This window comes from Methylobacterium terrae, from assembly GCF_003173755.1.
Taxonomy (GTDB): Bacteria; Pseudomonadota; Alphaproteobacteria; order Rhizobiales; family Beijerinckiaceae; genus Methylobacterium; species Methylobacterium terrae.
On the sequence record NZ_CP029553.1, the window covers coordinates 327,996 to 346,050 of the forward strand.

Sequence of the window (18,055 nt, forward strand, 5' to 3'; positions counted from 1 at the left end):
GCCGCGCGTTCCGGCACCCTCGCCCCGGCGCCCAGCGGGGCGTCGCGGCATGACGATCCCGTTGCGCCGCCCCATCCCCGCGCCACCGGCCGAGGGCGCGATCGCGGTCGCGCGGGCGCTGAAGCCGGTCCTGGCGCCGCTCGCCGCGGCGGACGACCGCGACGGGCGCTTCGCCCATGCGAGCCTCGCGGCGATCCGGGATGCGGGCCTTCCCGCCCTGACGGTGCCGGCGGCCCGGGGCGGCGGGGGTGCCGGTCTCGCGGTCGCGAGCGCGGTGATCGGGGCGTTGGCCGAGGCCGACCCGGCGGCGAGCCTGGTCCTGGCGATGCAGTTCGTCCACCACGCGAGCCTTGCCCGAGCACCAAGCTCTGCGTCGGGACCGCTCGCCCGGCTGCAGCAGGCGGCCCTGCGCGAGGGCGCCTTCGTCAACGCGCTCAGGGTCGAGCCGGCCCTCGGCTCGCCGGCCCGCGGCGGCCTGCCCGAGACCGTGGCGCAGGCCACGCCCGAGGGCTGGCGGGTCAGCGGGCGCAAGATCTACTCCACCGGGGCGCCGATCCTGTCCCACGGGCTGGTCTGGGCCCGCACCGACGAGGCGAGCCCGCGGGTCGGGTTCGTGCTGGTGCCGATGGGCGCGCCGGGCGTGCGGATCGAGGAGACGTGGGACCATCTCGGCCTGCGGGCAAGCGGCAGCCACGACGTCGTCCTCGACCGGGTGCCGGTGCCCGACGACCACGCCCTCGACCTGCGCCCGCCCGCCGCCTGGGGGGCGCCCGACCCCGTGACGCTCGCCTGGAACACGACGCTGCTGGCGAGCCTCTACGACGGCGTCGCGCGGGCGGCGCAGGGCTGGCTGTGCGAGCACCTGAACGGGCGCGCGCCTTCCAATCTCGGTGCGCCGCTCGCGAGCCTGCCCCGGTTCCAGGAGGCAGTCGGCGAGAACGCGCGCCGCCTCGCGGTCAACCGCCGGCTCCTCGGCGGCGTCGCCGCCGAGACCGATGCCGGGGAGCCGCCCGCGGCGGGCGAGAGCGGGCTCGTCAAGCTCACCGTCACGCAGAACGCGATCCGCGTGGTCGAGGACGCGGTCGCGCTCGTCGGCAATCCGGGCCTCTCGCGGAAGAACCCGCTCGAGCGCCACCTGCGCGACGTGCTGTGCGCGCGCATCCACACCCCCCAGGGCGACGCGGTCCGGCTGGCGGCCGGGCGCGCGGCGCTCATGGCCTGAGAAGGACCGACCGTCATGGCACAGGCAACGGCACAAGCAGCGGTGGAAGCACAGGACGTGCATTTCATCGGCTTCGTCTCGGCCCAGTACGGGTCGGAGATCCACGCCCCCTCCGGGCCGGTCGTCGACCGGGCCTACCTCCGGGCCTCGGCCCAGGCGCACGAGCATGGCGGCTTCGACCGGGTGCTGGTCGCCTTCCACTCGACCGCGCCCGACAGCGTCGCGCTGGCGCAGTCCATCACCTCCGTCACCGAGCGGATCGGCCTGATGATCGCGCACCGGCCGGGCTTCCAGGCGCCCACGGTCGCCGCCCGCCAGCTCGCCACCCTCGACCACCTCACCGGCGGGCGCGCCGGGGTCCACATCATCACCGGCGGCAACGACGCGGAACTCGCCCAGGACGGCGACTTCCTGACCAAGGACGAGCGCTACGCCCGCACCGGCGAGTATCTCGACATCGTCAAGGCATCCTGGACCCACTCGGCCCCGTTCGACTATGATGGGCGCTACTACCGCGTCGCGGGGGCGTTCTCGGCGGTGAAGCCGGTGCAGCAGCCGCACCTGCCGGTCTATTTCGGCGGCTCCTCGGACGCGGCGATCGCGGTGGCGGGCCAGCACGCCGACACCTACGCCCTCTGGGGCGAGACCCAGGCGCAGGTGCGCGAGACGATCGCGCGGGTGCGCGCCGCCGCGAGACCCCACGGGCGCGAGGACCGGATCCGCTTCAGCCTGTCGTTCCGCCCGATCCTCGCCGCGACCGAGGCGGCGGCCTGGGCACGGGCGGAAGACATCCTCGCGCGTACCCGGGCCTTGCGGGCCGCCCGCGGCCTCGGCCCCGCCGCGGTGCCGCAGAACGAGGGCTCGCGCCGGCTGCTCGCGGCCGCCGCGCAAGGCGACCGGCTCGACCGGCGGCTCTACACCGCCATCGCCGCCGAGACCGGGGCGCAGGGCAATTCCACGGCGCTCGTCGGCACGCCCGAGCAGGTGGCGCAAGCGCTGCACGAGTACCGGGCGCTCGGAGTGACGACCTTCCTGATCCGCGGCTTCGATCCGCTGGAGGACGCGGTGCAGTACGGGCGCGAGCTGATCCCGGCCTTCCGGCAGCTCGCCGGGGCCCGCCGCCCGGCCGCCGCGTGAGGCCCGGCATGCGCCCGATCCTCGGCGTCCTCGCCCTTCTCCTCGCCGCCCTCCCCGTCCGTGCCGAGACCGTCCTGCGGGTCGGCGACCAGAAGGGCGGCTCGCGCGCCCTGATGGAGGCGGCGGGTGTCCTCGACGGCCTGCCCTACCGGCTCGAATGGCGCGAGTTCCCGGCCGCCGCGCCGCTCCTCGAGGCGCTCAATGCCGGGGCGATCGACACCGGCATCGCCGGCGACGCGCCCTTCACCTTCGCGGCCGCCGCCGGCGCGCCGATCAAGGCGATCTTCGCCATCCGCCAGAACCAGGCCGGCCTCGCCCTGCTGGTGCGGCCGGATTCGCCGGTGCGGTCCTTCGCCGACCTCAAGGGCCGGCGGATCGCGACGGGGCGCGGCTCGATCGGCCACATGCTGGTCCTGGCGCAAGGCGAGAGCGCGGGCTGGGGCCCGGGCGACGTCGCGCTGTCGTTCCTCCTGCCCGCCGACGCCCAGATGGCGCTCACCTCCGGCGCCATCGACGCCTGGGCGACCTGGGAGCCCTACACCTCGCAACTCGAGGTTTCGGGCCGGGCCCGGATCGTCGCCGACGGGCGCGGGCTGACGCCGGGCCTGAGCTTCCAGATCGCCCGCGACGACGCCATCGCGTCGAAGCGCCCGGCGCTGGAGGATTTCGTGCGGCGCCTCGCCCAGGCCCGGGTCTGGGGCACGGCGCACCAGCAAGCCTTCGCCCGCCGCTGGTCGGCGCTGATCGGCCTGCCCGAGGCGGTGCCGCTCGCCTGGTTCCGCCGGGCCGACATCCGCCCGGCACCGATCGACGAGGGCGTGATCGCCGACGAGCAGCGCGTCGCCGACCTCTACCACCGCGCCGGGCTGATCCCGCGCCGGCTCGAGGCGCCGTCGGTGTTCGACCCCTCGTTCGGCGACGCCGCCCGCGCCGGGGCGGCGGCAGCGACGCAGTAGGGGCTCAGCCGTAGCGCCGCGCCGCCTCGACGGTGAGCCCGAGGCCGACCGAGCCGAAGGTGTCGCCCTCGACCACCCGGGCCTCCGGCGCCGTCGCCAGGATGGCGGCGCGCACCGGGGCGAGGCGGGTCGAGCCGCCGGTGAGGAACAGGGCATCGATCTTCCCCGGGGCCACGCCCGCGTCGCGCAGGCACCGCGCGATGCAGGCCCCGATGCGCCGGGCGAGGTCGGCCGAGTGCCGGGCGAGGTCGGGGCGGCCGATCTCGGCCGTCAGGCCGGGCTCGACCCAGCCGAGCGGCAGGCCGATCCGGTCGACCTCCGACAGGGCGATCTTGGCATCCTCGACCTCCATCGCCAGGGTGTGGCCGCGCTCGGCCTCGATCACCGCGGCGAGGCGGTCGATCAGCTCGGGGCGCGCCACCTCGCGGCGCAGGGAGCGCAGCTCGCGCAGGGTTCGGCCGTCGTAGAGCCGGTTGATCTGCGACCAGGTGGCGAGGTCGTGGTAGTAGGCCGAGGGCACGTCGAGGCCCGGGCGCCGCATCGGGCTGCCGAGGCCGAGGAGCGGCATCACCTCGCCGACGCTGAGCGTGCGGTCGAAGTCGGTGCCGCCGATCCGCACGCCGTCGTTGGACAGGATGTCGCCGGCCCGCTCCACCGCCCGGTGCCGCTCGGGGCTCAGGCGCACCACCGAGAAGTCCGACGTGCCGCCGCCGATATCGGCGATCAGCGCCACCTCCTCGCGGGCGAGCCCGCGCTCGTAGTCGAGCGCGGCGGCGATCGGCTCGTACTGGAACGACACCTCGGCGAAGCCGACCTCCCGGGCGATGGCGGCCAGCGCCTCCTCGGCCCGGCGGTCGCCGTCGGGGTCGCCGTCGACGAAGTGGACCGGGCGGCCATGGACCACCCGGGTCAGGGCCTCTCCCGCTTGGCTCTCCGCCCGCGCCTTCACGGCGGCGAGATAGCGGGCGATCACCGCCCGGAACGACAGCCGCCGGCGCCCGACCGGCGTCGTCTCCTCGAGGAGCGAGGAGCCGAGCACCGATTTCAGGCTGCGCATCAGCCGCCCGGGCGTGCCCTCGACATAGGCCGCGATGGCGGCCCGGCCGATCGCCTCGTCGCCGGCGGGCGGGAAGAAGATCGCGCTCGGGATCGTGACCGCCTCGCCCTCCAGCCGCGCCAGCGCGGGCCCGTCGGCCCGGTTGAGTCCGAGAGTGGTGTTCGAGGTGCCGAAATCGAGGCCGCAGGCCGCCATGCCGAATCTCTGCCGGTGCCGGGGAGGAGGGGCGCGCGACCTAGCGGGTTCCGCCGCCACGGTCCAGCCCGGACGCCGGGCCAAGCCGTCTCTCGCTACGGAACAATGCGCCGTCTCGGCGGTTCGTCAGACCTGAGCAGTCGCTGAACTGCAGGAGACGAGGAGCTTCCCATGAGCAGCACCACCGACAAGATCAAGGGCCTGGCCAACGAGGCGGTCGGCAACATCAAGCAGGGCATCGGCAGCGCCACCGGCAACGACAAGCTGCAGGCCGAGGGCAAGGCCCAGGAGCTGAAGGGCGAGGCCCAGAAGACCACCGGCGACGTCAAGGACGGCATCAAGAATGCCGCCGACACGGTGAAGAGCAAGCTCTGAGCCGGGCGCGGGCCGGCGACCGCGCCGGCCCCTCCCCGCGAACGATCGGGCCGGTCCCTCGCACCCCGTGCGGGAGGCCGGCCTTTTCTTTTGCCGAACCGGAGAGGAAACCACGATGAACAGGGACCAGATCGAGGGCGGCCTGCGCAACATCAAGGGCCGCGGCCAGACCGCGCTCGGCGCCGTGTCGGGCCGCGCCCGGCCCCAGGTCGAAGGCGCGCTCAACCAGGTCGTCGGCGGAGCCCAGTACGCCTACGGCCGCGGCCGGCGCGTCGCCGAGGACCTGACGCATGACGGTGCGGCGCTGGCCGGCCAGATCGAGAAGCGCGGGCGCCATGCCTACGACCGCGGTCGCGACGCCTACGAGCGCGGGCGAGAGGCCTACGGCGAGGCGCGTCACCGCGGCCGTGCCGCCCTGCGCCGGGCCGAGGCGCACCCGACCGAGACGCTGCTGGCGGTCGCCGGCCTCGCCTTCGTCGCCGGCTGGCTGCTGAAGGGGCGCCGCTGACGCGGCGCTGGCTGCTGAAAGGGCGCCGCCGACGCGGCGCTGGCTCTTGAAGGGGCGCCGCCGATGCGGCGACTGGGCGTGCCGCCGCCGCAACGCAGCAGCCCCATGTTGCATTGCGGCGGGCGGGGGCCGGCTTCGCCCTCGCCTCCGGGTTGCTTATGGTCTAGCTTAGGGACCATCCCCGCGCCAGCCGAACGACCCGATGACCCAGAGCACGCCCCCCGGTCCGCCAGACGCCGCCCCGGTTGCGATCGACCCCGGCATCGCTGCCGAGAAGACCGCTCCCGCGACGGTGGCCGCTGCCCTGGCGGCCCCGGCCCTGCCCTTCTCGGTCCAGGAGCACCTCGGCGAGCGGCTGCGCGCGCACTACGCCGCGGTCGCTGAGGAGCCGGCGCCCGCCGCCTTCGCGGACCTGCTCGCGCGGCTCGAGCAGGCGCTCGCCATCATGGGCGCGCCGAAGAAGGACGCGTTTCGCGAGGATCTGCTCGCCGCCGCGCCGGCCCTCCGCCGCTTCGCCCTGACCCTGACCGCCAACCCGGTCCGCGCCGACGACCTGGTGCAGGACACGATGCTGAAGGCCTGGCAGAACCGCGACCGGTTCGAGGCCGGGACCAACCTCAGCGCCTGGCTGTTCACGATCATGCGCAACGCCTTCTACTCGGAGCACCGCAAGCGCGCCCGGGAGGTCGAGGACAGCGAGGGCGTCTACTCGGCCCGCCTGACCTCGGCACCGAACCAGGGCGACCGGCTCGACGTGCAGGACCTGCAGGCCGCGCTCAACAAGCTGGTGGCCGAGCAGCGCGAGGCCCTGATGCTGGTCGCGGTCGGCGACCTCTCCTACGAGGATGCGGCCGCGCTGATGCAGTGCAAGGTCGGCACGGTGAAGAGCCGGGTCTGCCGCGCCCGCGACAAGCTCGCCGAGCTCCTGGGCTACAGCGGCGGCGAGCTCGGGGCCGACCGGCTGACCCGCTCGGTGATGGGGCATTCCGGCGCGGTGGCCCTCGACGGCTGACAGGACCTGCTCCGAAGGCGCCCTCCCCCGGGCGGGCTTTCCTCGGGCATCACCTCGCGCGGCCTGCCGCCCCCTGCCGGACGGCATCGATCCGAGCGGTGCGGCGGCCGGCGCGCGCCATTCGGCCTATGGGCGCCCGGCCGGACAGGCGCCGTCCGCCACGGACGGCCGCATCGGCCCCAGGCCCCGGGCGGATCGCCGCACGACACCTGAAGTATCGATCCGGGCTGGCCCCGCGCAAACGACGCGCGCGATTCAGGCGTGGCCGACCATTCAACCGACGCTGACGCTGCTGCGCCTTCGCGCCGCCCCCCGGCCAATCCTTCGGCCGGTGAGTTGAGTCGCGCGTCATACTTTTGCGTACGTTGCGTCGGCGGACCCGCTAGCCGACGCCGGATCTGGCGAGATGACATTCCGGCCGTTCGTCGGCGACGCGGGGACTGTCGCGCCTCGAAAGTTCGACATCGTCTTGATTGAGAGAAACCGTTCGGCCCACGCAAAGAAATCGTGGCTGATTTTTTTCAGGAGATGAACCGGCACCGTGACCGTTTGGATTGAATTGCATCAAAACGATGCTTCACATAGTGGGCACCAGTATATTTCGCATCGCAACATCATGGACTCGGCTGACAGAGATAGGCCAGAATCATTCGCACAATGTTCGAAATTGGACAGACGCGAGACTGCCGTATCGTTAGATCAAGGGAGGGCTCGCCGTGAACGCGTGGTTGGGCGATGCGAGGGGCCTCCCGCGATCGTCGCCTCTTCGGACGGTGCCGCCCTCCGGCCGGACCGTGCGGCGGATTCCCGATTTCCGGAGACGACGACGTTGAATGCGCCGGATGAGCCTCGGTCCCCCGAGGCCGGTCTTTTCGAGGGCAACCTCCTGCTCGAGGCGCTCGACACGGGCGACCGCGCCCTGCTGGCGCCCTATCTCGAGCGCGGGCAGCGGACCCGCGGGACCGTGCTGTTCCGGGCCGGCGAGGACGTCTCGCACGTCACCTTCCCGCTGAGCCAGACGACCGTGACCCTGGTCTCGCGCATGCGCGACGGGCGCATGGTCGAGACCGCGACGGTGGGGCACGAGGGCGCCATCGGCGGCGTGGTGAGCCACGGCTACCTGCCGGCCTTCAGCGAGGCGATCGTGCAGGTCTCGGGCGGCGTGCTGCGCCTCGACGCCGAGCGGCTGACCCGGGCCAGGGCCGCCTCCCCGACCCTGCGCGACCTGTTCGTGCGCTACGCCGACTGCCTCCTCGCCCAGGTGCTGCAATCGGTGGCGTGCAACGCCGTCCATCCGATCGAGGAGCGCTGCCTGCGCTGGCTCCTGACCTTCCAGGACCGGCTCGGCACGCCGGTCCTGCCGGTGACCCAGGAGATGCTGGCCGAGATGCTGGGCGTGCGCCGCACCTACCTCACCGGCGTGATCGGTGCGCTCCAGCGCCGGGGCCTGATCTCGGTGCGCCGCGGCCAGATCACCATCCTGGACCGGGCCGCGGCCGAGCATTCGGCCTGCGAGTGCTACGGCAAGGTCCGGCACCATTTCAGGTCCGTGCTCGGAGCGGTCTACAGCGAGACCGGCGGCATCGTGGCAGTCGATCCGACGCAGCGGCACGAGTAGCACCCGTCAGGCGACCAGCTTGAGCCCGAGGATGCTGAGCACGATGAGGCCGATGCAGGCGAGCCGCGCCGCATCGGCCGGCTCGCCGAACAGCGCGATGCCGAGAAGCGCGGTGCCGACCGTGCCGATGCCGGTCCAGACCGCGTAGGCGGTGCCGACCGGCAGGCTGCGGAGCGCGAGGCCGAGCAGGCCCACGCTCGCCAGCATGCCGAGGCCGGTGAGGAGCGAGGGCAGCGGCCGGGTGAAGCCGTCGGTGTCCTTGAGGCCGATCGCCCAGCCGACCTCGAGCAGGCCGGCGACGAGGAGTAGGAGCCAGGCCACGAAAAGAACCCCTGTCGCGGGCAGGGCCGTCCCTGCGGAGCGTCACCGCCCCGGGGACAGGGCGGCCGGGTCGTCACGGCCCCGCCCAGATGGGGCCGGCTCGCGCCGGCGCAACCGCCGCGCTCTCCCCGGTCAGGGGCGGACGCAGAGGCGGGTGCGCGTGTTGACCCAGCACGCTCCCTCGCGCCGGACCGGCCCGAGGGGCGCGTCGGCGTGGGTGGCGCCACGCTCCCCGTTCCAGCTCGCCTGCGCCGTGGCGGGACCGGTCCGGCTCACGAAGGCGACGTAATCGACTTGCCCGCCCCGGTCGGCGGTGTTGAAGGTGAAGCTGCCATCCGCCATCGCGTCGACGTCGCAGGGTCGATCGACCAGGACCCGGCCGTCGACCGACAGGAAGCAGCCCCGTGTCACGGGCGCGGCCAGCAGCGGCACGGCGGCGACGGTGAGCACGATCGCGGCGGGCACGGCGAGGAATTGGCGCATGGGGCATCGGCTCCCGTCGGTGGCACGATCATCCCGAGCAGGGCCGACCGGACGAGAACGGCCCCTCGCATCGGGCGAGGACGGGGCGATCCTCGCGTCCTGCCGCCGCCGACGCGTGACGACGCCGGACGCGGATGTAACGTTTTGTAACGACGGCGCCTTTTCGGGTTGCCGGAGGGGCGCACGGCCGTATCCTCGGGCCCATGAACGACGGCCTCACCATCGCCCTCGTGGAGGACGACCCCGAGATCCGCGCCCTGCTCGCCGGCTACCTCGAGGGCGAGGGCTTCCGGGTCCGCTGCCTCGACGGCGGCGCCGGGCTCGACCGGTTGCTCGCCCAGGGCCCGCGGCCGGACCTCGTCGTGCTCGACTGGATGCTGCCCGGCGAGGACGGGCTGTCGATCTGCCGGCGCCTGCGGGATTCCGGCGGCCCGCCGGTCATCATGCTGACCGCCAAGGACGAGGACATCGACCGGGTCCTCGGCCTGGAGATGGGGGCCGACGACTACGTCGCGAAGCCCTTCAACCCGCGGGTGCTGCTCGCCCGCATCCGCGCGGTGCTGCGCCGCGCCGGCGCGGCCCCAGCCGGAGCGGCGAACGCCCCCGAGCGCCTGCGCGTCGCCGACCTCGTCGTCGATCTCGCGGCCCGCACGGTCCAGCTCGACGTCCCACATGCCGGAATCCCACATGCCGGGAACCATGCCGGCGATCCGGGGCCGGAGGTGCCCCTCACCAGCGCCGAGTACGACCTCCTGCACTGCTTCGTCACCCGGCCGCAGCGGGTGCTCTCCCGCGACCAGCTCCTCGACTGGACCCGCGGCCGCACCGCGGACGCCTTCGACCGCACCATCGACGTGCAGGTGAGCCGCCTGCGCCACCGCCTCGACGGCGCCGGCAGCACGGCCGCCGCCCTGATCAAGACCGTGCGCAACGCCGGCTACATCCTGGCGGCGCCGGTGGCGCCGCTCGCGCCGGTCGCACCGGTGGCACCCGCGGCCGCGGAGACGCCGTGATGCTGCGCGGGCTCCCCGGCCGGGTCGGCCTCCCGGGCCGGGTCGGACTGCTCGGGCGGATCATGCTGATCCTGCTCGGCGCCCTCTCGGCCCTGGTGCTGGGCACGGTCGCCCTCGACCACTGGCAGCGCCGGGAGGTGCATCACCGGTACGCTACCCCCTATCCGCGCATCGACCAGGCCGCCGGCATCGTGGCGCTCCTGCGCGACGCGCCGCCGGGGCAGCGCGCCGCGATCCTGCGGGCGGTGAGCGGCCAGTCGCTGCGGGCCGAGATCCGCCGGGAGGCCCCGCCGGAGGGGCCGGACCTGCTGCACGAACCGGGGATCGAGGCGCGCCTGCGCCGCCTCGCCGGCGTGCCGGACGAGGCTGATCTGCGCGCCTACACCGACAGGACCATGCTGTATCGCGGGGTCGATCCGGCCTCGGCCGAGGCGGATGCCCCCGGCCGGACGCCCCTCGGGCGGCTCTCGCGCGCCACCTACCGCCTGCCGGACGGGCGCGTCGTGGTGATCGACGCCCTCGAGCGGCCGCGCAGCCTCGCCCTGTTCCTGTTCGGCCAGCCGCTCAGCCTGTGGGTGGCCGGCCTCGGCGTCCTGGTCGCCGGCCTGGCGCTGCTGGGCGCCCGCAACGAGATCGCGCCGTTGCGCCGGCTCACCGCGGCGGTGGCGCGCTTCGACGGGCGCACGCCCGAGCCGGTGCCCTCGGGCAGCGGCGCTCCCGAGATCCGCCGCCTCGCCGCGGCGGTGCGGGCGATGCAGGAGCGCATCGCCGGGCTGCTCTCCGAGCGCTCCCTTTTGATCGGGGCGATCTCGCACGACCTCAAGACCTACCTGACGCGGCTGCGCCTGCGCGCCGAGGGCGTCGCCGATCCCGGCTTGAGCGCCCGGATGGTCGCCGATCTCGACGCGATGACCGACCTGATCGAGACCTCGCTCACCTTCGCGCGCGGCACCGCGATCGAGGCGCGGCGCTCCGGCGTCGACCTCGCCGACCTCGTCGCCGCGGAGGTGGCCGAGCACGCCGCGCTCGGGGCCGGGATCGGCCTCACGGGCGAGGACGTGGCGGACGCGGTCGTCGCGGGCGACGCCGTGGCGCTCCGCCGGGTGATCGCCAACCTGATCCAGAACGCCGTCGCTTACGGGCGCGCGGCGGTGGCGGTCCGGGTCGAGCGCGTCGGCGCGACCTGCCGGGTGGTGGTCGACGACGACGGGCCGGGCATCCCGGAGGGCGAGCGCGAGGCGGTGTTCAGCCCGTTCTACCGGGTCGAGCGCTCGCGCAGCCGGCGCACCGGCGGCACGGGGTTGGGGCTCGCCATCGCCCGCCAGATCGTCGAGGCGCATGGCGGCGCGCTCTCCGCCGCGACCGCCGACCTCGGCGGCGCCCGGCTGGTGGTCGAGCTGCCGGCGGCGTGAGGCCGGTTACACATCGTTACGATCCGGCCGCCTTCCGTCACATCCGGGACGAGGGCGCGGGCGAACCTCCTCCCCGTCGATCGGCCGGTGCCACCGGACCGAGCTTGTCAGGGAGTTGAGACCCCGATGCTGAAGATCCTCGCCTCCGCCGCCCTCCTCGCCACGATCGCGGCGCCGGCCTCGGCCCTGCCGCTGGTCCAGGACGCGATCGCCGGGTCGGCGCCCGCGCCGATCGTCCAGGTCTATGGCGGCTGCGGTCCCTACGGGCATCGCGGGCCCTACGGCGGGTGCCGCACCGGCGGGCAGTGGGGCGGCTACGTCCGCGGCCGCTCCTGCCCGGCCGGTTTCCATATCGGCCCCTACGGCCGGCGCTGCTGGCCGAACTGACGCCCTGCCTGAGCGACGACCGCGCCCTGCCGCATCCGCGGCGGGGCGCGTCCTGCTGCAACGCTGCCATGCGGCGGCCACGGTTTGACACCGCGCGAGCCCTCTCCGATCATCCACATCACGGACAACAAGTCCATACTATGGACATCGGGAGGGCATCATGACCATCGCCATGCCGCCGGGAGACCCGGCCGCCGGGCTCGACGCCGCCACCCTGCGGCGGATGCCCTACCAGAAGCCGCAGCCGGCGGAGATCCGGCCCGACCTCGTGGTCGCACCGGCGATCCCCGAGGACGACCGGATCTGGGTGCCGCAGGCCGAGAGCGTCTGGTTCCGGCCGCTCTGCCTGAACGTCTCGGCAGGCTACTGGATGAACCTCCTCAAGGTGCGCAAGGCCGGCATCCTCAGCCGCCACCGCCATCCCGGACCCGTCCACGCCTTCGTGCTCAAGGGCAGCTGGCGCTACCTCGAGCACGACTGGGTCGCCAGCGAGGGCGCCTACGCCTTCGAGCCGCCGGGCGAGACCCACACCCTCGTGGTCGACGAGGGCGTGGAGGAGATGATCACCTACTTCCAGGTCAACGGCTGCATGTACTACGTCGATCCGTGGGGCCGCCACACCGGCTACGAGGACGTGTTCACCAAGATCGACCTGTGCCGGGCACATTACGAGGCGGTGGGACTGGGGGCGGATTACGTCGACCAGTTCATCCGCTGACGAAGGCGTTGCCCGCCTCGGTCGTCGATGTCAGCGGTCATGGATCCCGGGTTCTCGACATCGTCGGGCCTCGGGCTGACACGGCGAGGTGTCGACGCACCCGCCCCCATGACAATCCGTGAGCGGTAGAACCGCTGCGCCCGAGCAAACCGACACCCCAACGAACACCAATCGGGAGGACCGGAACGCGATGTCGTCCGGCACGTCTTCGTCCCTTCACGCCGCGCCCCTCAAGTCGCCGCGCCTGCGCCGCATCCAGTGGGTCGCCGTCGCGTTCCTGACCGCGGCGGGCATCATCAACTACGTCGACCGCTCGGCGCTCTCGATCGCCAACACGGCGATCCGCGACGAGATGAGCCTGAGCCCCGCCCAGATGGGCTGGCTGCTCTCGGCCTTCTCCCTCGCCTACGCGTTCTCGCAGCTGCCGATCGGCGCGCTCCTCGACCGGTTCGGCTCGCGGATCATGCTGGGCGCGGGCATGTTCTTCTGGTCGCTGGCGCAGCTCGTCTCGGGCTTCGTCGCCAATTTCCAGCAATTCGTGCTCGCCCGCGCGGTGCTCGGCTTGGGCGAGGCGCCGCAATTCCCCGCCGGCGCCAAGACGGTGAGCGAGTGGTTCTCGTTGCGCGAGCGCGGCACGCCGACCGGCATCTTCATCGCCTCGTCCTGCATCGGCCCCTGCATCGCCCCGCCGCTCCTCACCGCCATGATGGTGGGGCTCGGCTGGCGCTGGATGTTCGTCGTCACCGGGCTCGTCGGCATCGTGGTCGCGGTCGGCTGGTATCTGGTCTACCGCAACCGGGCCGAGGTGGCGCTGACGCCGGAGGAGACGGCGCATCTCGACGAGGGCGCGACGCCTGAGCCGCCGGCCCGCCGCATGACCTTCCCGGAATGGCGCGGGCTGTTCGCCCACGCCACGACCTGGGGCATGATCCTCGGCTTCATGGGCGTCATCTACATGGTCTGGCTCTACCTGACCTGGCTGCCCTCCTACCTCGAGCACGAGCGCGGCCTGAGCGTCGGCCGCACCGGCTGGGTGGTGGCGATCCCCTACGTGTTCGGCACGATCGGCATGCTCTGCGCCGGCCAGGCCGCCGACCGGCTGCTCGCGCGCGGCGCCGGCATCGTCGCCAGCCGCAAGTGGCCGGTCTGCGTCGGGCTCCTCGGCGGCGGGATCTTCACGGTGCCGGCGGCCTACACCCCGAGCGTGACGCTCGCGGTCGTCTACATCTGCCTGGCGATGTTCTTCATCAACATGGCGAGCGCCGCCGCCTGGATGATGGTGAGCGTCGCGGTGCCCAAGCGCCAGGTCGCGTCGCTCGGCAGCATCCAGAACTTCGGCGGCTACTTCGCCGGCTCGTTCGCGCCGGTGATCACCGGCTACATCGTCCAGGGCACCGGCTCCTACGTCAACGCGCTGCTGGCCGCCGCCGGCGTCGCGGTGCTGGCGGCCTTCGCCTACATCGTCCTGGTGCGCAAGCCGCTCGAGGGCGGCGAGACCCTGATCCTGACGGAGCGCGCGGCATGACCCTCGCCGAGACCTTCTCCCCCGGCCTCCTCGCCGGCCGCACCGCCCTCGTGACGGGCGCCACCTCCGGCATCGGCGCCGGCATCGCCGTGGCGCTCGCCCGCCTCGGCGCCCGGGTCGTCGCCGCCGGGATCGGGGCGGCCGCCTGCGAGATCCCGCCCGGCCTCGCGCTCGCCGCGCACGAGCTCGACGTCACCGACGGCGGGGCGATCGCGGAACTCGTCGCCTCCCTCGACCGGCTCGACGTCGTGGTCAACTGCGCCGGCATCATCCGGCGCGGCGACGAGCACCGGCCGGAGGTGTTCGAGGAGGTGCTGGCGGTCAACCTCACCGGCACGATGCGGGTCTGCGCGGCGGCGCGCCCGAAGCTGGCGGAGACCGGCGGCAGCATCGTCAACACCGCCTCGATGCTGTCGTTCTTCGGCGGCGGGCTGGTGCCGGCCTACAGCGCCAGCAAGGGCGGGGTGGCGCAGCTGACGAAGTCGCTCGCCATCGCGTACGCGCCGGACGGGATCCGGGTGAACGCGGTGGCGCCGGGCTGGATCGCGACGCCGCTGACGCGGGCGCTGCAGGACGATCCCGCGCGCGCCGGCCCGATCCTGGCGCGCACGCCGCTCGGGCGCTGGGGCACGCCGTCGGACGTCGCGGCGGCGGTGACCTTCCTGGTGAGCCCGGCCGCCGCCTTCATGACCGGGGTGGTGCTGCCGGTCGACGGCGGCTACCTCGTCACCTGAGGTCACCGGGGAGGATCGATCGCGCATGGGCCCAGACGATTCCGACGGCGCGGGCCCGCGCCCGGACGTTCCCGGCACCGCCGCCTTCGGCAAGTTCATGCGGGTGCTCCAGGCCGTGGCGGACGCGCCCGAGCCGGCGACGGTCGCCCGGCTGGCGAGGGAGACCGCCCTGCCGCGGCCGACGGTGCACCGGATCGTGGCGGCGCTGACGGCGGAGGGCCTCGTGACCGACGAGGACGGGTCTCTCCGCCTCGGCCCGCGCCTCGTGAGCCTGGCGTTCCGGGCCTTCGACGGCTCGCTCCTGCGCCAGGCGGCGCGCGATCCCCTGGCGCGCCTGCGCGACGACCTCGACGAGACCGTGCACCTCGCGGTGCCGGACCACGGCGAGATGGTCTACATCGACAAGCTCGAGAGCCACCGCACCGTGCGGATGGCCTCGCGCATCGGCACGCGGGTGTCGCTCCACACCAGCGCCGTCGGCAAGGCCTGGCTCGCGACCCTGCCCGAGGCCGAGCTGGCCCCGCTCCTGCGAAGGCTCGCCCTGCCGGCGCGCACGCCCCACAGCATCACCGATCCGGACGCCCTGCGCCGCGAGATCGCCGCGACGCGCGCGCGCGGCCATTCGCGCGACCTGCAGGAGAACGAGCTCGACATCTGCTGCTACGGCATGGCGCTGCGCGGTGCCCGGGGCCGGGTGCTCGGCTGCATCAGCGTCAGCCTGCCGCGCTACCGCTTCGAGGCCCTGGCGCCCGGGACGGTGCTCGCCGCGATGGCGGCCTGCGCCGAGGGCGTGGCGCGGGTCGCAGGAGCCGGCTGAGCGCGGAAGCGCGGCCCGCCGCGCATCGCCGCAGCGCGAACGGAGCCGTGCACGAACCGGCCACGCTGTGGTAGGGCCCGCCCCGGGCGGTGCGAGGCCGCCGCCGGGTCGCGAGTGGGGGCGACGGACCAGTGACTGATCGCCGCGAAACCGACCGCATCGACGCCGAGATCGGCCGCCTCGCCCCGAGCCACGACCCGTTCGCCGCCGCCGTGCGCGCGACGCGGATGCCGATGCTGATCACCGACCCGAGCCAGCCCGACAACCCGATCATCTTCGCCAACGCGGCCTTCACCAAGCTGACCGGCTACGCCCGCGCGGAGATCCTGGGGCGGAACTGCCGCTTCCTGCAGGGGCCCGAGACCAGCCGCGACGACGTGGCGAAGATCCGCGACGCGGTCGAGCGGCGCGAGGCGATCGAGATCGAGCTTCTCAACCACAAGAAGAACGGCGAGCGGTTCTGGAACCGCCTGCTGATCTCGCCGGTCTTCGACGAGGACGGCACGCTGACCTATTTCTTCGCGTCGCAGTTCGACGTCACGCTGGAGCGCGAGCACCTGCACAACCTCGGCGAGGCGCTGCGCCGGCGCGAGCAGATGCTCGACGCCCTGGTGCGCTCGTCGTCCGAGGTGCGCTACCGGGTCAGCGCCGACTGGCGCCGGCTGTACCACTTGTCCGGCGGCGACTTCCTGGCCGACACGAACTCGCCCTCCGCCGACTGGCTCGAGACCTACATCCCGCCCGAGGACCGCGCCGCGGTGCTGGCGGAGGTCGAGCGCGCCATCCGCACCAAGACCTCCTACAGCCTCGAGCACCGGGTCTACCTCGCCGACGGGTCGATCGGCTGGTCGTCGTCCCGCGCCGTGCCGGTGCTCGACGGGGACGGCCGCATCACCGAGTGGTACGGCGCGGCGACCGACATCTCCGAGCGCAAGGCCGCGGAGGTCGCCTCGCGCGACCTCACCGTCTCCCTCGGCCGGCAGGTCGCCGACCGCACGGCGGAGCTGCGCCTCTACGGCGACATCATCCAGTCGAGCGCAGCCCCCATCTGCGCCTTCGACCCCGCCTACCGGCTGATCGCCTTCAACCAGGCCCACAGCGACGAGTTCTCCCGGATCTTCGGGCGCCGCGTGCAGATCGGCGACGTGTTCCCCGACCTGTTCCCGCCGGACCAGGGCGCGGTGATGCGCGGCTTCATGGCCCGGGCGCTCACCGGCGAAACCTACACGGTGACCGAGGAATTCGGCGATCCCGCCCTCGCCAAGCCCACTTGGGAGGTGTCGTACTCGCCCCTGCGCGACGGCGAGGGCCGGGTGATCGGCGCGTTCCACTTCGCCAAGGACATCTCCGACCGGCTGCGGGCCGAGACCGAGCTCGCGGCGACGCAGGAGGCGTTGCGCCAGTCGCAGAAGATGGAGGCGGTGGGCCAGCTCACCGGTGGCCTCGCCCACGACTTCAACAACCTGCTCGCCGGCATCTCGGGCTCGCTCGAGCTGATGCAGACCCGGATGAACCAGGGCCGCGTCAAGGACGTCGAGCGCTACATGGCGGCGGCGCAGGGAGCGGCCAAGCGCGCCGCGGCGCTGACCCACCGCCTGCTCGCCTTCTCGCGGCGCCAGACGCTCGACCCGCGGCCCACCGACGTCAACGGCCTCGTCGCCGGGATGGAGGAGCTGATCCGGCGCACCGTCGGCCCGGGGATCACGCTCACGGTGGTCGGGGCCCCCGACGCCTGGCCGGCGCTCGTCGACCCCTCGCAGCTCGAGAACGCGCTGCTCAACCTCTGCATCAACGCCCGCGACGCGATGCCGGACGGCGGCGGCATCACGGTCGAGACCGCCAACCGGGCGATGGATGCGGCGACCGCCCGCCGGTACGACGTGCCGCCGGGCGAGTACCTGTCCTTGAGCGTCGCCGATACCGGCACCGGCATGTCGCCGGAGGTCATCGCCCGGGTGTTCGAGCCGTTCTTCACCACGAAGCCGATCGGCGAGGGTACCGGCCTCGGCCTGTCGATGATCTACGGCTTCGCGCAGCAATCCGGCGGGCGGGTCCGGATCGCCTCGACGCCCGGCCAGGGCACGACCGTGAGCCTCTACCTGCCGCGCCACGACGGCGCGGTCCGCGAGCCGGAGGAGACCGGGGCGGCGACCGCGCTGCCGCGCTCGGACGAGGGCGCGACCGTGCTGGTGGTCGACGACGAGCCAACCGTGCGGATGCTCGTCACCGACATCCTGGACGATCTCGGCTACACGGCGATCGAGGCCGGCGACAGCGCGGCGGGCCTGCGCGTGCTGCGCTCCGACGTGCGCATCGACCTCCTGGTGAGCGATGTCGGCCTGCCCGGCGGCATGAACGGCCGCCAGATGGCGGAGGCCGCGCGGGAGACCCGGCCCGACCTCAAGGTGCTGCTCATCACCGGCTACGCCGAGACCGCGATCCTCGGCGAGGGCAAGCTCGGCCCCGGCATGGCGGTGCTGACCAAGCCCTTCTCCGTCGAGACGATGGCCGCCCGGATCCGCTCGATCATCGAGGCGGGCCGGGAGCGGGCGCGGCTCGGGTAAG

General features: G+C 73.5%; 18 protein-coding genes. 15 read left to right on the forward strand and 3 right to left on the reverse strand.

Annotated features, from left to right (window positions below; genetic code table 11):
- Positions 1 to 49 precede the first annotated feature (49 nt).
- Genes DK419_RS01435 through DK419_RS01445 form a run of 3 tightly spaced genes read left to right on the forward strand, consistent with a single transcriptional unit; the run spans position 50 to position 3,315 of the window.
- Positions 50 to 1,222 carry an acyl-CoA dehydrogenase family protein gene (locus DK419_RS01435; protein WP_109957523.1) on the forward strand — a complete coding sequence of 391 codons (1,173 nt, stop codon included), beginning with the start codon at positions 50 to 52 and terminating at the stop codon, positions 1,220 to 1,222.
- A gap of 15 nt (positions 1,223 to 1,237) precedes the next feature.
- Positions 1,238 to 2,359 carry an LLM class flavin-dependent oxidoreductase gene (locus DK419_RS01440; RefSeq protein ID WP_109957524.1) on the forward strand — a complete coding sequence of 374 codons (1,122 nt, stop codon included), beginning with the start codon at positions 1,238 to 1,240 and terminating at the stop codon, positions 2,357 to 2,359.
- Between the two features lie 8 nt (positions 2,360 to 2,367).
- Positions 2,368 to 3,315: an ABC transporter substrate-binding protein gene (locus tag DK419_RS01445; RefSeq protein ID WP_109957525.1), complete on the forward strand. Its 948-nt coding sequence runs from the start codon at positions 2,368 to 2,370 to the stop codon at positions 3,313 to 3,315.
- A gap of 4 nt (positions 3,316 to 3,319) precedes the next feature.
- On the opposite strand, the gene DK419_RS01450 is transcribed toward DK419_RS01445, so the two are convergent.
- Positions 3,320 to 4,567 (reverse strand): Hsp70 family protein, encoded by a 1,248-nt coding sequence (locus tag DK419_RS01450; protein ID WP_109957526.1) that lies wholly within the window; start codon positions 4,565 to 4,567, stop codon positions 3,320 to 3,322.
- A gap of 171 nt (positions 4,568 to 4,738) precedes the next feature.
- Here DK419_RS01450 and DK419_RS01455 point away from each other — a divergent pair, with 171 nt between their 5' ends.
- From DK419_RS01455 to DK419_RS01470, 4 genes are all read left to right on the forward strand, one after another.
- Positions 4,739 to 4,942: a CsbD family protein gene (locus tag DK419_RS01455; RefSeq protein ID WP_048430992.1), complete on the forward strand. Its 204-nt coding sequence runs from the start codon at positions 4,739 to 4,741 to the stop codon at positions 4,940 to 4,942.
- A gap of 115 nt (positions 4,943 to 5,057) precedes the next feature.
- Positions 5,058 to 5,450: a CsbD family protein gene (locus DK419_RS01460; protein ID WP_109957527.1), complete on the forward strand. Its 393-nt coding sequence runs from the start codon at positions 5,058 to 5,060 to the stop codon at positions 5,448 to 5,450.
- Positions 5,451 to 5,652: 202 nt separating this feature from the next.
- Complete coding sequence (locus tag DK419_RS01465; RefSeq protein ID WP_109957528.1) at positions 5,653 to 6,462, forward strand: NepR family anti-sigma factor; 810 nt, start codon at positions 5,653 to 5,655, stop codon at positions 6,460 to 6,462.
- 829 nt (positions 6,463 to 7,291) lie between these two features.
- On the forward strand, positions 7,292 to 8,080 hold the full coding sequence (locus DK419_RS01470; protein WP_245442785.1) for a Crp/Fnr family transcriptional regulator: 789 nt from the start codon (positions 7,292 to 7,294) through the stop codon (positions 8,078 to 8,080).
- A 6-nt stretch (positions 8,081 to 8,086) separates the two neighbouring features.
- Here the strand turns inward: DK419_RS01470 and sugE are convergent, their stop codons facing one another.
- The gene (sugE, locus tag DK419_RS01475) at positions 8,087 to 8,401 is read right to left on the reverse strand and encodes a quaternary ammonium compound efflux SMR transporter SugE (protein WP_109957530.1); all 315 of its coding nucleotides are present in this window, start codon (positions 8,399 to 8,401) and stop codon (positions 8,087 to 8,089) included.
- 132 nt (positions 8,402 to 8,533) lie between these two features.
- Positions 8,534 to 8,884, reverse strand: a complete 351-nt coding sequence (locus DK419_RS01480) for a hypothetical protein (protein WP_109957531.1) — start codon at positions 8,882 to 8,884, stop codon at positions 8,534 to 8,536.
- 203 nt (positions 8,885 to 9,087) lie between these two features.
- Between DK419_RS01480 and DK419_RS01485 the strand changes: the two genes are divergently transcribed.
- The 8 genes from DK419_RS01485 (at position 9,088) to DK419_RS01520 (ending at position 18,054) form a co-directional block, all read left to right on the forward strand.
- Positions 9,088 to 9,897, forward strand: coding sequence for a response regulator (locus tag DK419_RS01485; protein ID WP_109957532.1), 810 nt, complete (start codon positions 9,088 to 9,090; stop codon positions 9,895 to 9,897).
- Positions 9,897 to 11,309, forward strand: coding sequence for a sensor histidine kinase (locus DK419_RS01490; RefSeq protein ID WP_109957533.1), 1,413 nt, complete (start codon positions 9,897 to 9,899; stop codon positions 11,307 to 11,309). Before DK419_RS01485 ends, DK419_RS01490 begins: the two co-directional genes overlap by 1 nt.
- Before the next feature lie 126 nt (positions 11,310 to 11,435).
- Positions 11,436 to 11,696 carry a GCG_CRPN prefix-to-repeats domain-containing protein gene (locus DK419_RS01495; protein WP_109957534.1) on the forward strand — a complete coding sequence of 87 codons (261 nt, stop codon included), beginning with the start codon at positions 11,436 to 11,438 and terminating at the stop codon, positions 11,694 to 11,696.
- 160 nt (positions 11,697 to 11,856) lie between these two features.
- Positions 11,857 to 12,414: a 2,4'-dihydroxyacetophenone dioxygenase family protein gene (locus DK419_RS01500; RefSeq protein ID WP_245442786.1), complete on the forward strand. Its 558-nt coding sequence runs from the start codon at positions 11,857 to 11,859 to the stop codon at positions 12,412 to 12,414.
- 190 nt (positions 12,415 to 12,604) lie between these two features.
- On the forward strand, positions 12,605 to 13,939 hold the full coding sequence (locus tag DK419_RS01505) for an MFS transporter (RefSeq protein WP_109957535.1): 1,335 nt from the start codon (positions 12,605 to 12,607) through the stop codon (positions 13,937 to 13,939).
- Complete coding sequence (locus tag DK419_RS01510; protein WP_109957536.1) at positions 13,936 to 14,673, forward strand: SDR family NAD(P)-dependent oxidoreductase; 738 nt, start codon at positions 13,936 to 13,938, stop codon at positions 14,671 to 14,673. The genes DK419_RS01505 and DK419_RS01510 overlap by 4 nt, the downstream gene beginning before the upstream one ends.
- Before the next feature lie 25 nt (positions 14,674 to 14,698).
- Complete coding sequence (locus DK419_RS01515) at positions 14,699 to 15,490, forward strand: IclR family transcriptional regulator (protein WP_109957537.1); 792 nt, start codon at positions 14,699 to 14,701, stop codon at positions 15,488 to 15,490.
- 131 nt (positions 15,491 to 15,621) lie between these two features.
- Positions 15,622 to 18,054 carry a PAS domain-containing protein gene (locus DK419_RS01520; RefSeq protein ID WP_208642263.1) on the forward strand — a complete coding sequence of 811 codons (2,433 nt, stop codon included), beginning with the start codon at positions 15,622 to 15,624 and terminating at the stop codon, positions 18,052 to 18,054.
- The last annotated feature ends 1 nt before the right edge of the window (position 18,055 follow it).